Source organism: Streptomyces sp. NRRL S-118, from assembly GCF_000716335.1.
Taxonomy (GTDB): Bacteria; Actinomycetota; Actinomycetes; order Streptomycetales; family Streptomycetaceae; genus Streptomyces.
Genome location: NZ_KL591010.1, coordinates 133,388 through 150,253, shown reverse-complemented (window position 1 = coordinate 150,253; position 16,866 = coordinate 133,388). Strand labels below are relative to the sequence as shown.

The window sequence follows — 16,866 nt, the reverse complement described above, 5'->3', positions numbered from 1 at the left end:
TCAGACGGCGGGGACGCGGGCGAACCGCCCCGCCACCCGCAGCTCCGCCTCGATGCGGTCCGCCGTCGCGCGCAGCTCGGGCAGGACCTCCGCGACGCACTCGCCGGCGGTGCGCCGCACGCTGTGCATGGCCACGTTCACCGCCGCGACCACCGCCCCGGCGCGGTCGCGGACCGGGACGGCGACGGAGCGCAGACCTTCCTCCAGTTCCTCGTCGACGAGCGCGTACCCGCGCTCCGCCACCTCCTCCAGGACCGCGGCCAGCCGGGAGGGCTCGGTGACGGTGTACGGGGTCAGCGCGCGCAGCCCGGTACGGGGCAGCCGCCCGGCCCGCTGCGCGGGTTCGAGCCCCGCGAGCATCACGCGTCCCATGGACGTCGCGTACGCCGGGAAGCGGGTGCCGACGGTGATGTCGACGTTCATGATGCGGCTGGTGGCGACGCGGGCCGTGTACCGGATGTCGTCGCCGTCGAGGACGGCCAGCGACGCCGAGTCGTGCACGCGGGTGGCGAGCGCGGCCAGGTGCGGTGCGGCGATCGCCGACAGCGTCGTGCGGGACAGGGGTGGGTAGCCGAGGTCCAGGACGCGCGGGGTGAGGCGGAACAGGCGCTCCCGGGAGGTCACGTACCCCAGGTGCTCCAGGGTGATCAGCGCCCGCCGGGCGGTGGCCCGGGCCAGGCCCGTCGCCTCGGCCACGGCGCTGAGCGTGAGCGCGTCACGACCCTCCCCGAAGGCGGTGAGCACGGTCAGGCCGCGGGCGAGCGACTCGACGAAGCCCCGGCCCAGCTGCTGCTTGGACGCGCCGGTCCACTCGGCGAGCGCGGCCGGCGGCGGCCCGGCCTGCGGCGCCGGCGCCCCGCGCAGCTCCCGCTCCATGGCCGCCGCCGCCTCCCGCATCCGGGGGAGGGCGGCGTCGCGCAGCGAGGAGGCGCCGTGCCGGCTGGTGTGGCTCACCACACCGAGCGCGCACGCCACCGCTCCGTCCGGGCCGCGCACCGGTACGGCCAGCGCGACCAGGCCCGGCTCGATCAACTGGTCGTCCAGGGACCAGCCCCGCGTACGCGCCTCCTCCACCCGCTCCTCGAAGACGGTGTCGTCCGCGCGTGGCGGTACCGCCGCGAAGCCGCGCCCCTCGGGGTCGGCGGCACGCCGCTCCCGCCACCGCGCCCAGTCCCGCTCCGTCCAGCCCGCGGCGAACAGCGGGCCGGGGGCGGTGCGCTCGGCGGGCAGCAGGTCGCCGATGCGGAAGCGCAGCGACATGGCGCGGCGGCGGGTGGCCTGGTGGACGAACCGGACCCCGTCCCGGTCGCCCACCGCGAGCGACACCGACTCGTCGAGGGCGTCGGCGAGGGCGTCCGCGTGCGCGCCGAGCAGGTCGGGCAGCCGGATCGCGGAGAGGTAGGCGTTGCCGAGCTCCATCAGGCGCGGGGCCAGGGCGGCGTCGCGGCCGTCCAGTCGTACGTACCCCATGCGGGCGAGCGTGGCCGTGACCCGGTCGACGGTGGCACGGGCCAGGCCGGTGGCGCGCTCCAGTTCCCCGGCGCTCAAGGCCGCGCCGTCGGCTTCGGTGAGCCGGCGCAGGACGGCGATGCCCCGCACGAGGGGCGCCACGGCCTCTGGCGGGACAGGGGCGTGAGGGGCGGATGGCATCGGCTCTCCGGCGCGGCGTGTGGAACCGGGGCAGGACGTCGAGGGCGCCGGGTCGGGCGTCCCGTCGACCAGCGGTGAAGCTTACTTCGCCATGCGAACACCACGGTATGCCGCCCCGCGGGACACCACGGGGCACGGGCGCCGCTTCACCGGTGCGGGTGGTGCGCGGCACCCGCGCGCATCCGACCGCCGTATCGGCGCCGAATGGCGGGGAAGGAGAGCCGGAACGGGAGGAGGCGCGCGTGGCCGGGACACACGCCCGAGGAGACGGCCGGCTGGTGCTCGACACCGAGGTGGCCGTCGTCGGAGCGGGCGCGGCGGGGCTCAGTCTCGCCCACCGTCTCTGCGCCCCGGGGCCCGGCGGCCGCCCGCCCGGCGGGGGAGTCGTCCTCATCGAAGCCCCCGCCGGACCCCTCCGGCCCCCGGAGCGCACCTGGTGCTTCTGGGAGGAACCCGGCGGCGACTGGGACGACCTGCTGGTCCGCTCCTGGGACCGGCTCCGGGTCCGCGCCCCGGACGGCGGGTGCGTCACCGTCAGCCCGGGCCCCCTGCACTACAAGATGCTGCGCTCGGACACCTTCGAACGGGCCGTCCGCGCCCGCCTCGGCCCCGCGGCCACCTGCGTCGAGGCGACCGTGCGCGCCGTCCGTGACCGGCCCGCGGGCGCCGAGGTGCTCGGCGTCACGCCCGACGGCCGGCGCCTGCGGGTACGGGCACGGTGGGTCTTCGACTCCCGCCTGCCGCTGCGTCCGCCGCCGGCCCGCACGGCGCTCCTCCAGCACTTCCGCGGCTGGTTCGTCCACACCGAGGGCCCGGTGTTCGACCCCTCGACCGCGGAGCTCATGGACTTCCGGGTGCCGCAGCCCCGCCGCGGCCTCGCCTTCGGCTACGTCCTGCCGCTCGCCGCGGACCGCGCGCTGGTCGAGTACACCGAGTTCTCCCCGGCGCCCCTCCACCGCACCGGCTACGACCGTCTGCTGCGGCAGTACACGGACCACGTGCTCGGCCTGGGGCGGTTCGGCGTGACCGGTACCGAACAGGGGGTGATCCCCATGACCGACGGGCGCCACCGGCGCCGCACCGGGCGCTCGGTGTTCCGCATCGGAGCGGCCGGCGGCGCGACCCGGCCCTCCACCGGATACACGTTCGCCGGCGTGCAGCGCCAGACCCGGGCCGTCGCTGCCGCCCTGCGCGAGGGCCGCGTCCCCGTGCCTCCCGCGGCGCACCCGGCCCGGGCCCGCGCGATGGACGCCGTGGTGCTCCGTGCCCTCGACACCGGCCGGGTCGACGGTCCGTCCTTCTTCACCGGTCTGTTCCGCACCGTGCCCACCGAGCGCCTGCTGCGCTTCCTGGACGGTGACACCCGCCTCCTGGAGGACCTCGGCATCGGGCTGCGCACCCCGGTGCTGCCGATGCTCCGCACGGCCGCCGAACTCCCCGCCCTGCCCCGGCGCCCCGTCCGCGCCCCCCGTCGAGAAGGGAACCGCCCATGACCGTGCCGTACGACGACGCGCCGGCCCGCCCGTACGGCGACGCGCCGGCCTCCGCCCAGGGCGACGGGGCGGCCGCCGCACGCCGGCCCCGCCCGGCGCCCGCACCCCGGCGGGGCCGGGACCGCCGCGCCCGGATCCTCCTGCCGCGGGACGGCCGGCCGCGCGTCACGGGCGAGCCGCCCCGCGCGGCGGTCGTCGGCGGCGGCATCGCCGGCCTCGCCGCCGCGACCGCGCTGGCCGAACGCGGCGTACGCGTCACCCTGTACGAACGCGAGCAGCAGCTCGGCGGGCGGCTCGCCGGCCGGCCGGTGACCCTCTCCGACGGCTCCGCGGCGACCATGAGCCGCGGCTTCCACGCGTTCTTCCGCCAGTACTACAACCTGCGCGGCCTGCTGCGCCGCGCCGACCCCGGGCTGGACCGGCTCCGCGCGCTGCCCGACTACCCCCTGTGGCACAGCTCCGGCCTGCGCGACGGCTTCGCCCGCATCCCGCGCACCCCGCCGTGGAACGCCCTCGCGTTCGCCGCCCGCAGCCCCTGCTTCCGGGCGGCCGACCTGGCCGCCATGAACCCCCGGGCGGCGCTGCCCCTCTTCGACGTCCGCGTACCCGAGGTGTACCGGCGGCTCGACGGGCTGAGCGCCGCCGAACTGCTGGACCGGATCCGGTTCCCCGAGGCGGCCCGCCACCTCGCCTTCGAGGTGTTCTCGCGCAGCTTCTTCGTCCACCCGCGGACCCTCTCCGCGGCCGAGCTGGCGCTGATGTTCCACATCTACTTCCTCGGCTCCGGCGAGGGACTGCTCTTCGACGTGCCGGACGAGCCGTTCCCCCAGGCGCTGTGGGAGCCCCTCGGCGACTACCTCGCCGGGCACGGCGCCACCCTCCTCGAAGGCCGCGCGGTCGACTCCGTGGAACCCGCTCCGGAAGGGGGCTGCACCGTCACGGCGGGCGGCGCGGCGGACCGGTACGACGCCGTGGTCCTGGCGCTCGACACCGCCGGGCTGCGGCGCCTCGTCGCCGCCTCGCCCCGGCTGGGCGACCGCGACTGGCGCACCCGGATCCGCCGGCTGCGCACCGCCCCGCCGTTCCTCGTCTCCCGCTACTGGCTCGACCGCCCCGTCGACCGCACCCGCCCCGGCTTCCTCGCCACCAGCGGCTACGGCGGCCTGGACAACGTCAGCGTGCTCGACCGGTGGGAGGGCGAGGCCGCCCGGTGGGCCGCCCGCACCGGCGGCAGCGTCGTGGAACTGCACGCCTACGCCACCGCCGCCGGCCTGCACCGGCCCTCCTTCCAGGAGCTGTTGCTGACCCGGCTGCGGTCCCTGTACCCGGAACTCCGCGACGTCCTCGTCGTCGACGAGCACCACGAGTGGCGCGCCGACTGCCCCCACTTCCCCGTGGGCGGCTACGAGGACCGCCCCACCGTGCGCACCCCCGACCCGGCCGTCATGGTGGCGGGCGACCTGGTCCGCACCGACCTGCCGGTGGCGCTGATGGAACGGGCCGCCACCACCGGATTCCTCGCCGCCAACGCCCTGCTGGAGCGGTGGGGTGTGCGCGGACAGGTCCTGTGGACGGTCCCGGACCGCGGCAGGTCGGCGCCCCTGCGGGCCCTCGCCCGCCTGGCGGCCGGCTGACGCGCCCCCGGGACGCCCCGCCCGACCGAGCCCGGGCTCAGCCCGGGAACCGGCCCGCCGAGCGCAGCTCCCACCGCCTCTCCGCGTACGCCAGATCATCGCGCCACAAGCGCCCCGCGGCCGCCCTCATCAGCGGCCGCACCAGCGGAGCGCCTGTCCGCGCCACCGCGAAGCCCGGCCGGCCCGAGGTGGCGACCACCGCCTCCACCACGGCGGTGCGCGGGCGCCCCGCCCCGTCGGTGCCGAGCGGCGTGGCATGCGTCTCGACGACCGAGCCACGCCCCTCCCCGTCCTCGATCTCCATGACGACGGTCCTCGGCCCCGGCGCGGTGAACCGCGCCCGGACCGGCACCACCACCCTTCCGGCGAGCCGGAAGGACACGTCGACGAGGAAGTGGTCCTCCTCCTCCCCGCCCGTGTCCAGCACCGTCAGATCGACGAAGGAGTACGGGTGGAACCACCCGCCGTGCCACGGGTCGAGGCGGTTGGCGACGACGTCCTCCGGTTCGCACCGCCCCACGCCCGACCAGACCGCCGCGACCGACCGGGCGGGGTCCGGGCGCACCGGCACCGACGGCCGCTCCGTCGGCTCCTCGCCACCGCACCGGTCCAGCCGGACCCACACCAGCACCCCGTCGTCGTACGCCGGGAAGGGCTCCCAGCCGGCGAACGGGCCGCCGTCCAGGGCCAGCCCGTGCCAGTGGCAGACGAGCGTGCCGCACCGCACCCGGGCCTTCCCCAGCGGGGCACCCAGGTGCGGGCAGGCCCCCGGACCCGCCCGCACCCCGCCGTCCGCGCCGCGCCAGGCGACGACCTCCACCCCGGCCACCGTCGCCCCCAGCGGCCGGTCCGGCGCCAGGTCACGCGCGGCGCCCAGCACGTACCAGTTGCCGGACGGCCGGGCCTGCGCCCGCTTCAGCGCCCCGGCGATCAGCGCCGGGCGCGCCTCCCGCCAGGTCGGACGCTGCCGCTCCCAGGCGACGGCCGCCCGGCGCAGCGCCAGCGGGAACCGGCCCCCACGGGGCCGCCTCGTGCTCATACCGCCTCCTCCTTCCGCGCGGCCGCCGCGAGCCGGGCGGCCATGACCCGCGCCACCCCTCCGGTGGCCACCACAGCCCGCCGCCGCCGGGACACCGCCGCCCGCCGGTGCACCGAGGACCAGCCGTCGCGGCGGACCGCGTCCAGGATCTCCCCGTACAGCACGAACGCCGCCCGGATGCACGGCCGGGACACCGGGTCCAGCATCACCAGCCCCGGCGCCGCCTCCCGGTACACCTCACGGGTCAGCGCGGCGGCGGCCGCCAGCGCCGCGACGATCCTGCGGTCGCGCCGCCCGGTGCGGCGGCTCCACAGCAGCAGCTCCCGGTGCGCGCCGTGCGCCGCCAGCAGGTCGGCCGGGAGGTACACCCGGCCCCGGTCCAGGTCCTCGCCGACGTCCCGCACGAAGTTGGTCAGCTGGAACGCCACGCCGAGCGCGGCGGCGTGCGGCGCGGCCTGCTCACGGGGCACGACGGTGCCGAGCACCGGGAGCATCTGCAACCCGATGACGGCGGCCGAGCCGTGCATGTAGGCGCGCAGCTCGTCGTAGGTCGCGTACTCGGTGACCTCCAGGTCCGCCCGCATGGACGCCAGGAAGTCCTTGAACAGCGCCGGCGCGATGCCGTACGCCGACGCCGTGTGCGCGAGCGCCCGCACCACCGGCTCGCGGACCGGTGCGCCGGCCAGCGCCGCGTCCAGCCGCGTCTCCAGGGTCCGCAGGGCGGCGGCCCGTTCACCGGGGGTCGCCGTGTCGCCCAGGTCGTCGACGATGTCGTCGGCGCGCCGGGCGAATCCGTACAGCGCGTGCACCGCCGGGCGCCGCCCGGGCGGCAGCAGCCGGGTGGCCAGGAAGTACGTCCTGCCGTGCCGCGCGTTGAGCCGGCGGGACCGGGTGTAGGCGAGGCGCAGCCCGGGGTCGGTGATCCCCGCCGCGTCCAGTTCACGCTCCGTCATACGACCTCCGCCGCGGCCGCACGCCGGTGATCCGGGCCGCCGCGAGCTTCCCGGACAGCAGCACGGTCGGCACGCCCACGCCCGGCGTGGTGCCGCATCCGGCGAGCACCGCGTTGTCGCTGCCCCGGACCAGGTTCCGCGGCCGGAACGGGCCGGTCTGCGCGAAGGTGTGGGCCGCCGAGAACGGCGTACCGGCCGCGTGCCCCCACGCCGTCCAGTCGGCCGGTGTGACCAGCAGTTCCTCCTCCACGGCGCCGTCCAGGCCGGGCATGCCGCGCCGCTCCAGCTCGGCCAGGAGCGCGGCGCGGTAGCGCGGCCCCAGCGTGCGCCACTCCCGCGGCCCGGGCCCGATGTCGGTGTTGGGGCAGGGCGCGAGGACGTAGTGCAGGTGCCGGCCGGGCGGCGCCAGCGACGGATCGGTGGCGGTGGGCCGCGTGATGAGCAGGGAGGGGTCCGACATCAGCCGGCCCGTCCGGGTGACCTCCCGGAACGTCCCCGCCCACGCCGACCCGAACGACAGGGTGTGGTGGCCCAGTCCCGGCCACGTGCGGTCGGTGCCCAGGTGGAGGACGACCGCCGAGGGCGAGTGGCGCAGCCGCAGGGGCCGGCGCGGACGGCGGCCCAGCAGCCGGTAGGCCTCCGGCAGGTCGGGCGTGAGGACCACCGCGTCGCACGGCACCCGGCCGCGGCCGGTGACGACGGCGGTGACCCGGTCCCCGGCCCGCTCGAGCCGCGTCACGGCCTCCCCGTACCGCAGCTCCGCGCCCGCGCCCGCGGCCGCCTCCGCCATCGCCCGCGGCAGCGCGTGCATACCGCCCCGCGGGAAGTACACCCCGGCGACCGTGTCCATGTACGCGATCACGGCGTACGCGGCCAGCGCGCGGGCCGGCGGCACCCCGGCGTACAGGGCCTGGAAGGAGAACACCCGCCGCAGCCGCTCGTCCGACAGGAAGCGCCCCACCCGCCCCTCCAGCCGTCCGAAGCCGCCCAGCGCCGCCAGCCGCGCCAGGTCCGCCCCGAGCAGCTGCAGCGGCGAGTCGAAGTTCACGTCGATGAACCGGCGCATCTGCGCCCGGTACAGCTGCTCCAGCCAGCTGCGCAGCCGCCGGTAGCCGAGCGCCTCCCGCGGCCCCGCGAACCGCTCCACCTCGGCGGCCATCGCCTCGGCGCCCGTGTGCACGTCCAGCGTCGCGCCGTCGGCGAACCGCGCCCGGTACGCCGGGTGCAGGGGCACCAGCTCCAGCCGGTCGCGCAGCGAGGCGCCCACGGCCGCGAACGCCTCCTCGACCAGGTCGGGCATGGTGAGCACGGTCGGGCCGGTGTCCATGCGGTAGCCGCCGCGGATCTCCAGCCCGGCCCGCCCGCCCGGCACCGCATGCCGCTCCACCACCGTGACGTGGCGCCCCGCGCCCAGCAGGTGCAGGGCCGCCGACAGCCCGGCCAGCCCCGCTCCGACGACCACCACATGATCCGTACGCCCCGGTACGGTCCTCATCCGGCAACCCCTCACACATCGACGGCACGGTCCTTCGCCCTTCCGCGCCGGCGTGCCCCGCGGATGCACCCGTGGCCCGTCCGGCGGGGCGGCACGGCTGCCGCGCGACGCGGCCCCGCGGCAGCCGTACCCCGCAGTCGATCACCGGGCGGGGCGGCGCGCCGCCCGGGCGCTGCCGTCCGGGGCATCCGTCACGGCCGCGGCTCAGGGCGCCGGGCGAGGGCCCCGGGCCACCACGCGGCGGGCCCGATGTCCCGCACCAGGGCCGGGACGAGCAGCGAACGGACCACGAGCGTGTCCAGGAGCACGCCGAACGCGACGATGAACGCGATCTGGAGCAGGAAGGCCAGCGGGATCACGGCCAGGGCGGCGAACGTGGCGGCGAGCACCACACCGGCCGAGGTGATGACCCCGCCGGTGGCGGTCAGCCCGCGCAGCACGCCCTCCCGGGTCCCGTGGAGCAGCGCCTCCTCCCGCACCCGCGACATCAGGAAGATGTTGTAGTCCACCCCGAGCGCCACCAGGAACACGAACCCGTAGAGCGGCACGGACGCGTCCGTGCCGCCGAACCCGAGGGCCCGCTCGAACACCAGGGCCGAGACGCCCAGCGTGGCCAGGAAGTTGAGCGCCACCGTCACGATGAGCAGCACCGGCACGAGCAGCGAGCGCAGCAGCGCCACCAGGATCAGCAGGATGATCGCCAGGACGACGGGGATGATCAGCGTGCGGTCCCGCTCGGCGGTCCGCTGCGTGTCGTACCGCTGCGCCGTGTAGCCGCCCACCAGGGCGTCGGCGCCGGGTACGGCGTGCACCGCCCCGCGCAGCCGGGCGACGGTCTCCTCGGCGGCGGTGCTGTCGGCGGTGTCCTCCAGCGTCACGTCGATCCGCACCCGCCCGTCCACGACCCGCGGCGGCCCGCCGCCCGGACGCCCCGACGCCGTCACCGGCGCGGCCGACGCGACGCCGTCGGTGTCCTCCGCGGCCCGCACCACGCGCTCCGCGCGGTCGGCGCGGGCGATGACGACGGCCGGGTTGCCCGACCCGCCGGGGAAGTGCTCGGCCAGCGTGGCCTGCGCCGTGACCGAGGGGGCGTCGTCGACGAACACCTCGTCGAGCGGCACGCCCCGCGCGGTGAGCGTCGGCGCGAACGCCGCGCACGCCAGCAGCGCCGCCAGCGTCACCGCCCACACCCGCCGCGGCGCCCGGTCGACCAGCGCCGCCAGCCGGGACCACACGGGATGCCCGGTACGGCCCGGCTTGGCCGGCCAGTAGGCGGCGCGCCCCAGCAGCACCAGCACGGCGGGCAGGAACGTCAGCGCGCTCAGCAGCGCGCACACGATGCCGATCGCACCGACCGGCCCCAGCGCCCGGTTGTTCGTCAGATCGCTCAGCAGCAGCGCCAGCAGCCCCAGCGCCACCGTGGCCGCGCTGGCCGTGACCGGCCCCGCCGACCGGCGCACCGCCGCCCGCACCGCCGTGAACCGGTCGCGCCCCTCGGCGAGCTCCTCGCGGAAGCGCGCCGTCAGCAGCAGCGCGTAGTCCGTCGCCGCGCCGATCACCAGGATGAAGAGGATGCCCTGCACCTGCCCGTCCACCCGGACGACGTCCCGCTCCGCCAGCGCGTACACCACCCCGCAGGCCAGCCCCAGGGCGAACACCGCCCCGACGATGATCACCAGCGGCAGCAGCACGCTGCGGTAGACCAGCAGCAGGATCAGCAGCACCGCGACCAGCGCCACGCCGAGCAGCACGCCGTCGATGCCCGCGAAGGCGTCGGACAGGTCCGCCTGCGTCGCGGCCGGGCCCGCCAGGTGCACCCGCGTCCCCGGCACCTCCTGCGCCGCACCCCGCACCCGGTCCAGCGTCCCGGGCAGCGCGTCGCCCAGGCCGGACCGCAGCTGCACCACCCCCTGCAGGGCCTGCCCGTCGCGCGAGGGGAGCGCCGGCGACGGCGTGCCCACCACGCCGGGTGCGCCCGCGAGCGACGCCAGCGCCTCGCTCGCCGCACCCTGCCGCGCCGCGGCCCCGCCCCCCGCCACCGTCCACACGACGACGACCGGCACCGAGTCCTGCGCCGCGAAGGCGCGCCCGGCGTCGAGGACACGGGTGGACTCGGCGCTGCGCGGCAGGAACGCCGCCTGATCGTTGGTGGAGACCTCGGCGAGCTTCCCCGCGTACGGTCCGAGGCCGCCGCCCACGGCCAGCCACACCAGGATCAGGACGACGGGCAGCAGCCACCTGAGGTGTTTGCCGGTGACAGGCATCGGACTCCTTCGCGGGGGACGGTCTCTCGTACGGGTACTTGTGCCGCGTCCCGGCCGGCGGATGCACCCCGACCGCCGGACCGCTCCCGCATCCGGCCGGGCCCGCCGGGCGGAAGGAACGGGAAAGGGGGACCGTGGAAACCGCACGACCATCCGGCAGGGAGTCCCATGAACGCACCGAACGACGGCACCGCGCTGTGCCTCGTCACCGGCGCGACCGGCTACATCGGCGGCCGTCTGGTGCCGGAGCTGCTGGCGGCCGGGTACCGCGTCCGCTGCCTGGCCCGCTCGCCTGACAAGCTCCGCGACCACCCCTGGGCCGACCGGGTGGAGGTGGTCCGCGGGGACGTCACCGAAGAGGAGTCGGTGCGCGCCGCCATGCGCGGTGTGAACGTCGCGTACTACCTGGTGCACGCCCTGGGCGCCGGACGCGGCTTCGAGGAGACCGACCGGCGGGCCGCCCGCATCTTCGGCCGCTCGGCACACGACGCCGGCGTCCGGCGCATCGTCTACCTCGGCGGCCTCACCCCCGCCGGCGTACCCGAGGACCGGCTCTCCCCGCACCTGCGCTCCCGCGCCGAGGTCGGCCGGATCCTGCTCGGCTCCGGCGTGCCCACCGCGGTGCTGCGCGCCGCCGTCGTGCTCGGCTCGGGCTCCGCCTCCTTCGAGATGCTGCGCTACCTCACCGAGCGGCTCCCCGTGATGGTCACGCCCAGCTGGGTGCGCACCCGGATCCAGCCCGTCGCCGTGCGCGACGTCCTGCGCTACCTCACCGGCAGCGCCGGCCTGCCCGCCGACGTACACCGCACCTTCGACATCGGCGGCCCCGACGTGCTCACCTACCGCGACCTGATGCGCCGGTACGCGGTCGTCGCCGGGCTGCCCCGGCGGCTGATCCTGCCGGTGCCCGTCCTCACGCCCAGCCTCTCCAGCCACTGGGTCGGCCTGGTCACCCCCGTACCGCCCGCCATCGCCCGGCCCCTCGCCGAGTCGCTGCGCCACGAGGTCGTCTGCCGGGAGCACGACATCGCCGCGTACGTCCCCGACCCGCCCGGCCACCCCATGGGCTGCGACCAGGCACTCATCCTCGCCCTGCGCCGGGTCCGCGAAGCCCAGGTGACCACCCGCTGGTCCTCCGCCTCCGTGCCGGGCGCCCCCAGCGACCCCCTGCCGACCGACCCCGACTGGGCGGGCGGCAGCCTCTACACCGACCTCCGCGAGCGGCCCGTCGACGCCTCGCCGGAGGCCCTGTGGCGGGTCATCGAGGGCATCGGCGGCGAGAACGGCTGGTACTCCTTCCCGCTCGCCTGGGCGGTCCGCGGCTGGCTCGACCGGCTCGCCGGGGGCGTCGGACTGCGCCGCGGCCGCCGCGACGCGGCGCGGCTCAGGGTGGGCGACTCCCTCGACTTCTGGCGCGTCGAGGAGATCGAACCGGGCCGGCTGCTGCGGCTGCGGGCCGAGATGAGATTGCCGGGCCTCGCCTGGCTGGAGATGCGCGCCGAGACGGACGGCGAGGGCCGCAGCCGCTACCGCCAGCGCGCCCTGTTCCATCCGCACGGCCTGGTGGGCCACGCCTACTGGTGGAGCGTGTCGCCGTTCCACGCCGCCGTCTTCGGCGGCATGGCCCGCAACATCACCCGCGTCGCCGAGGGCGAGCAGCACGGCCGCGGGCGCGCCGCCCGGCGCCGCAGGGGCCGGCGCCGCACGGGAGTGGCGTCATGAGCGTGTCCGTCGTGCTCTTCACCTCCGACCTGCGGGTCCACGACCACCCGCCGCTGCGGGCCGCCCTCGGCGGCGGCCGGGAGGTGGTCCCGTTGTTCGTCCTCGACACCGCCATCGAGGCGGCGGGCTTCGCCGTCCCCAACCGGCGTGCCTTCCTCGCCGACTGCCTGCGCGATCTCGACGCGAACCTGCGCCGGCGGGGCGGGCGGCTGGTCGTGCGCTCCGGGGACGTGGTGGAGCAGACCTGCGCGGTCGCCGCGCAGGCCGGTGCCGACGAGGTCCACACGGCCGCCGAGTACACCCGTTACGCCCACCGCAGGGAGGACCGCCTCCGCGCGGCGCTGGAGGCGGACGGCCGGCGGCTGTACGTCCACGAGGGCGTGGTCACGGCCGTGCCGCCGGGCCGGCTCACCCCCGCCGTCTCCGGCCACTTCGCGGTGTTCACCCCGTACCACCGTCGCTGGACGGGCGAGCGGCTGCGCGAACCGTTCGCCGCCCCGCGCCGGGTGCCGGTGCCGGACACCGTGCCGTCCGGGCCGGTGCCCGCCCGGGCCGCGGTGAGCGGCACCTCACCCGGCCTGGCGGCGGGTGGCGAGGCGGAGGGGCGCAAGCGGCTCACGGCCTGGCTGCGCGACGGCGCCGCCGCCTACGGCGAACGCCAGGACGACCTCGCCGGCGACGCCACCTCCCGGCTCTCGCCGCACCTGCACTTCGGCACCGTCTCGGCGACCGAGGCGGTGCACCGGGCCCGCGCAGCGGGCGGGCCGGGCGCCGAGGCGTTCGTCCGGCAGCTGTGCTGGCGCGACTTCCACCGGCAGGTGCTCGCCGCCCGTCCGGCCGCCGCCGTGCTCGACTACCGCACCCGCCACGACCACTGGCGCACCGAGCGAACCGCGGCGGCCGACATCGAGGCATGGCGGCAGGGCCGGACCGGCTACCCGCTCGTGGACGCCGCCATGCGGCAACTGGCCCACGAGGGCTGGATGCACAACCGGGGCCGGCTCGTGACCGCGAGCTTCCTCGCCAAGACGCTGTACGTCGACTGGCGCATCGGCGCCCGCCACTTCCTGGAGCTCCTGGTCGACGGCGACATCCCCAACAACCAGCTCAACTGGCAGTGGGTGGCCGGCACGGGCACGGACACGCGCCCCAACCGGGTCCTCAACCCGGTCGCCCAGGGCCGGCGCCACGACCCCGACGGCACCTACGTACGCCGCTGGGTGCCCGAACTCGCCGGAGTGCCGGGCGCGGCCGTGCACGAGCCGTGGAAACTGCCGGCCGCGGAACGCGCCCGCATCGACTACCCCGGCCCCGTCGTGGACCTCGCCGACGCCCTCGCCCGGTTCAGACGGGCCCGGGCCCTGGACTGACCCCGCAGACACCGGCCAGCACCGTCAGCGCCTCCCGCAGCGACAGCGGCCGTATCGTCCCCGCGGGCCGCGGACCCGCCCACCCGGGGCCCGCCGTGAGCACCACCGGAGCGGTGCGGGCCCCGCGTACGCCCCAGCCGGTGGCGGCGATGTCCCGCGCCAGCGGCGCGTTGGCCGTCGAACGCGACTGCGACCACAGCACCACTGCGGCAGGCCCCGTCCTGCGCACCGCCGCACCCAGCGCCTCCACCGGCACCGCGGCCCCGAACATCCGGTACGGCACCCCCAGCGCGCCCAGCCCCGCGGCGAGCGCCTCCAGGGCGAGGCAGTGCTGCTCGTCCGGTACGCAGGCGAGCAGCACGGGCACCGGTGCCACGTCCCCGGCCGCGGACGGCGCCGCGGACGCCGCCGTCCGGCGCAGGGCCGTCGACACGTGCCACGACAGCAGGTGCTCCACCTCCACGTACCGGTCGCCGGACGTCTCCCACGTACGGCCCACCGCGTGCAGCACCGGCACCATCACCTCCTCCCAGGCGACGACCGGGCCGTGCCGCGCCACCAGCGTGCCGAGCAGCTCGTCCACCGCCGGCGCGTCCAGCCGCACCGCGGCCCGCGCGAGCCCCCGGCACTCCCGCCGCACCTCGCCGAGCGCCAGGCCGCCCCCGGGACCGCCCTGCCGCCCGCCCGCCCGGGCCGCCGTGTGCCCGGCGCCCGCCTGCGCGGGGATGGCGGCCGCGCGGACCGGACCGGCGGCGGGCGGCACCCCGTCGGCTTCGGGCGGGGGAGGGGCGGTGGATCGGAACCGGGCGCCGTCGGTTCCGGGCGGGGGAGGGGTGGACAGCCCGAACCGGGCGCCGTCGGTTTCGGGCGGGGGAGGGGTGGCGGATCCGAACCGGGCGCCGTCGGCTTCCGGCGGCAGACGGGTCGAGGGCCCGAACCGGGCGCGCGCCGCGCGGGCCGACTCCGCGGGGGCGAGCCCCGCCGCCGTCAGCCGGCACATCTCCCGCAGCACCGCGATGTCGGCCGGCCGCCACCGGCGGTGCCCGCCGGTCCGGCGCTCCGCCGGGCCTATGCCGTACCTCCGGTCCCACGACCGCAGGGTGACCGGCGACACGCCGAGCAGGCGCGCCACGGCTCCGGTCGTCATACCGGGCTCCACGGAATCGCTCACATGTCGATTATCCGATGCACAAGCGTTGCGAGTTGCCCTGGTGATCTTCCTGTCCGCACGGTGGTCCCACCACGGCGCACCCGGGCCGCCCGGCCGCCGTACCGGTGCAAGGAGCAGCCACCATGACGGATCGAGCAGCCGTTGCCACTCCCGCGCGCGGGTGCGCGCCGGCGGACGAGGACCTCGCCGCGCGGCTCGTCCGCGGCGACGAGCACGCCATGACCGCCGCGTACGCGCGCTGGGGTGCCCTCGTCCACGGCCTCGCCCTGCGGGCCCTCGGAGACGTCGCCGAGGCGGAGGACGTCACCCAGCAGGTGTTCCTCGCGGCGTGGCGCGGCCGTGCGGGCTACCGGCCGGAGCGCGGCCCGCTCTCCGCCTGGCTCGTCGGCATCACCCGCCGCAAGGTCGCCGACGCGCTCGCCGCCCGCACCCGCCGGGCCGAGCTGGCCGCCCGCATGGAGCGCGAACGCCCCATGGCGCCGCCCGCCGCGCCGCGGCCGGAGGCCGTGCTGGACCGGGTGTGCGTGGGGCGTGAGATGGCCCTTCTCCCGGAGGTCCAGCGCGTGGTCCTGCGCATGGCGTTCTACGACGACCTCAGCCAGTCCCAGATCGCCCGCCGCACCGGTCTGCCCCTGGGCACGGTCAAGAGCCATGCCCGGCGGGGGCTGCGCCGGCTGCGCCACCGCCTCACGCCGCCCGACGCTGCCCAATACGAGTGATCCACGCGCCCGGGCGGGCGCAAACCCGGTCGCGCCGCCGTCCACTGCGTAGCGTTGCGGCCCATGGTGACATCGACCGAGCCCGTCGCCCCGGCACCGGTCTCCTGGCGCCGGCGGGGCCGTGCCCTCGTGGGCTGGCTGACCACGACGGACCACAAGAGGATCGGGCACCTCTACCTGGTCACCTCGTTCGGCTTCTTCCTCTTCGCCGGTGCGCTGGCCCTGCTGCTGCGCGCCGAACTCGCCCGGCCGGGCCTGCAGCTGATCTCGAACGAGCAGTACAACCAGGCGTTCACGCTCCACGGGACCGTGATGCTGCTGCTCTTCGCCACCCCCACCTTCGCCGGCTTCGCCAACGCCGTCATGCCGCTGCAGATCGGTTCGCCCGACGTCGCGTTCCCGCGGCTCAACATGCTGTCGTACTGGCTGTTCCTCTTCGGCGGCCTGATGGTCGTCGGCTCGCTGTTCACCAGCGACGGCGCCGCCGACTTCGGCTGGACCGCGTACGCGCCGCTGAACCGGCAGGAGCACACCACGCAGACCGGCGCGGACCTGTGGATCATGGGGCTGGCGCTGTCCGGCTTCGGGACCATCCTCGGCGCGGTCAACTTCGTCACCACCATCGTCGGGATGCGCGCCCCCGGCATGACGATGTTCCGGATGCCGGTCTTCACCTGGAACGTGCTGCTGACCTCCGTCCTGGTGCTGCTGGCCTTCCCGGTGCTCGCCGCCGCCCTGCTGTGCCTGGAGTCGGACCGGACCTTCGGCTCGCACATCTTCGCCCCCGAGAACGGGGGAGCGCTGCTGTGGCAGCACCTGTTCTGGTTCTTCGGCCACCCCGAGGTCTACATCCTGGCGCTGCCCTTCTTCGGGGTCGTCACCGAAGTGCTGCCGGTCTTCTCCCGCAAACCGCTCTTCGGCTACATCGGGCTGGTCGGCGCCACCATCGCCATCACCGGACTGTCGGTGGTGGTGTGGGCACACCACATGTTCGCCACCGGGGCGGTCCTCCTGCCCTTCTTCTCCCTGCTGAGCTTCCTCATCGCCGTGCCGACGGGGGTGAAGTTCTTCAACTGGATCGGCACCACCTGGAAGGGTTCCCTCAGCTTCGAGACCCCGATGCTGTGGGCCACCGGCTTCCTCGTCACCTTCCTGTTCGGCGGGCTGACCGGGGTGGTCCTCGCCTCGCCGCCGATGGACTTCCACGTCACCGACAGCTACTTCGTCGTCGGCCACTTCCACTACGTGCTCTTCGGCACGATCGTCTTCGCGATGTTCTCCGGGTTCCACTTCTGGTGGCCCAAGATGACGGGGCGGATGCTGGACGAACGTCTCGGGAAGATCCACTTCTGGACG

General features: G+C 76.4%; 12 protein-coding genes. 6 read left to right on the top strand and 6 right to left on the bottom strand.

Translation table 11 applies throughout. From position 1 onward, the window contains the following. The gene (locus tag IH00_RS0118990) at positions 1–1,650 is read right to left on the bottom strand and encodes an IclR family transcriptional regulator domain-containing protein (RefSeq protein ID WP_031075136.1); all 1,650 of its coding nucleotides are present in this window, start codon (positions 1,648–1,650) and stop codon (positions 1–3) included. Positions 1,651–1,928: 278 nt separating this feature from the next. Here IH00_RS0118990 and IH00_RS0118985 point away from each other — a divergent pair, with 278 nt between their 5' ends. Further along, complete coding sequence (locus tag IH00_RS0118985) at positions 1,929–3,143, top strand: lycopene cyclase family protein (protein ID WP_031075135.1); 1,215 nt, start codon at positions 1,929–1,931, stop codon at positions 3,141–3,143. Further along, on the top strand, positions 3,140–4,777 hold the full coding sequence (locus tag IH00_RS0118980; protein ID WP_078887836.1) for an FAD-dependent oxidoreductase: 1,638 nt from the start codon (positions 3,140–3,142) through the stop codon (positions 4,775–4,777). The genes IH00_RS0118985 and IH00_RS0118980 overlap by 4 nt, the downstream gene beginning before the upstream one ends. 37 nt (positions 4,778–4,814) lie before the next feature. Here the strand turns inward: IH00_RS0118980 and IH00_RS0118975 are convergent, their stop codons facing one another. From IH00_RS0118975 to IH00_RS0118960, 4 genes are all read right to left on the bottom strand, one after another. Further along, positions 4,815–5,816, bottom strand: a complete 1,002-nt coding sequence (locus IH00_RS0118975; RefSeq protein WP_031075131.1) for a Rieske (2Fe-2S) protein — start codon at positions 5,814–5,816, stop codon at positions 4,815–4,817. Then, a complete protein-coding gene (locus tag IH00_RS0118970; protein WP_039947187.1) occupies positions 5,813–6,769 on the bottom strand; it encodes a phytoene/squalene synthase family protein in 957 nt (318 codons plus the stop codon). Before IH00_RS0118970 ends, IH00_RS0118975 begins: the two co-directional genes overlap by 4 nt. Then, positions 6,756–8,264, bottom strand: coding sequence for a phytoene desaturase family protein (crtI, locus tag IH00_RS0118965; RefSeq protein WP_031075127.1), 1,509 nt, complete (start codon positions 8,262–8,264; stop codon positions 6,756–6,758). The genes IH00_RS0118970 and crtI overlap by 14 nt, the downstream gene beginning before the upstream one ends. A 191-nt stretch (positions 8,265–8,455) precedes the next feature. Then, the gene (locus tag IH00_RS0118960) at positions 8,456–10,528 is read right to left on the bottom strand and encodes an MMPL family transporter (RefSeq protein WP_031075125.1); all 2,073 of its coding nucleotides are present in this window, start codon (positions 10,526–10,528) and stop codon (positions 8,456–8,458) included. A 168-nt stretch (positions 10,529–10,696) separates the two neighbouring features. On the opposite strand from IH00_RS0118960, the gene IH00_RS0118955 reads away from it, so the two are divergent. Both IH00_RS0118955 and IH00_RS0118950 read left to right on the top strand, forming a co-directional pair. After that, positions 10,697–12,250 carry an SDR family oxidoreductase gene (locus tag IH00_RS0118955; RefSeq protein ID WP_031075123.1) on the top strand — a complete coding sequence of 518 codons (1,554 nt, stop codon included), beginning with the start codon at positions 10,697–10,699 and terminating at the stop codon, positions 12,248–12,250. Then, positions 12,247–13,620 (top strand): cryptochrome/photolyase family protein, encoded by a 1,374-nt coding sequence (locus IH00_RS0118950; protein ID WP_031075119.1) that lies wholly within the window; start codon positions 12,247–12,249, stop codon positions 13,618–13,620. Before IH00_RS0118955 ends, IH00_RS0118950 begins: the two co-directional genes overlap by 4 nt. Here the strand turns inward: IH00_RS0118950 and IH00_RS0118945 are convergent. Next, the gene (locus IH00_RS0118945) at positions 13,595–14,767 is read right to left on the bottom strand and encodes a MerR family transcriptional regulator (protein WP_052411487.1); all 1,173 of its coding nucleotides are present in this window, start codon (positions 14,765–14,767) and stop codon (positions 13,595–13,597) included. The genes IH00_RS0118950 and IH00_RS0118945 overlap by 26 nt on opposite strands. A gap of 146 nt (positions 14,768–14,913) precedes the next feature. On the opposite strand from IH00_RS0118945, the gene IH00_RS0118940 reads away from it, so the two are divergent. Both IH00_RS0118940 and IH00_RS0118935 read left to right on the top strand, forming a co-directional pair. After that, entirely contained in the window at positions 14,914–15,510 is a 597-nt protein-coding gene (locus IH00_RS0118940; RefSeq protein ID WP_039947185.1) for a sigma-70 family RNA polymerase sigma factor, read from the top strand. Between the two features lie 63 nt (positions 15,511–15,573). Beyond that, positions 15,574–16,866: cytochrome c oxidase subunit I (locus IH00_RS0118935; protein WP_031075108.1), on the top strand; the 1,293-nt coding region annotated here is incomplete at its 3' end.

Bases quoted from the DNA above. Each gene is read 5' to 3' on its own strand.
- IH00_RS0118990 (WP_031075136.1), bottom strand. From the start codon at position 1,650: ATGCCATCCGCCCCTCACGCCCCTGTCCCGCCAGAGGCCGTGGCGCCC.
- crtI (WP_031075127.1), bottom strand. From the start codon at position 8,264: ATGAGGACCGTACCGGGGCGTACGGATCATGTGGTGGTCGTCGGAGCG.
- IH00_RS0118970 (WP_039947187.1), bottom strand. From the start codon at position 6,769: ATGACGGAGCGTGAACTGGACGCGGCGGGGATCACCGACCCCGGGCTG.
- IH00_RS0118960 (WP_031075125.1), bottom strand. From the start codon at position 10,528: ATGCCTGTCACCGGCAAACACCTCAGGTGGCTGCTGCCCGTCGTCCTG.
- IH00_RS0118955 (WP_031075123.1), top strand. From the start codon at position 10,697: ATGAACGCACCGAACGACGGCACCGCGCTGTGCCTCGTCACCGGCGCG.
- IH00_RS0118950 (WP_031075119.1), top strand. From the start codon at position 12,247: ATGAGCGTGTCCGTCGTGCTCTTCACCTCCGACCTGCGGGTCCACGAC.
- IH00_RS0118975 (WP_031075131.1), bottom strand. From the start codon at position 5,816: ATGAGCACGAGGCGGCCCCGTGGGGGCCGGTTCCCGCTGGCGCTGCGC.
- IH00_RS0118945 (WP_052411487.1), bottom strand. From the start codon at position 14,767: ATGACGACCGGAGCCGTGGCGCGCCTGCTCGGCGTGTCGCCGGTCACC.
- IH00_RS0118940 (WP_039947185.1), top strand. From the start codon at position 14,914: ATGACGGATCGAGCAGCCGTTGCCACTCCCGCGCGCGGGTGCGCGCCG.
- IH00_RS0118980 (WP_078887836.1), top strand. From the start codon at position 3,140: ATGACCGTGCCGTACGACGACGCGCCGGCCCGCCCGTACGGCGACGCG.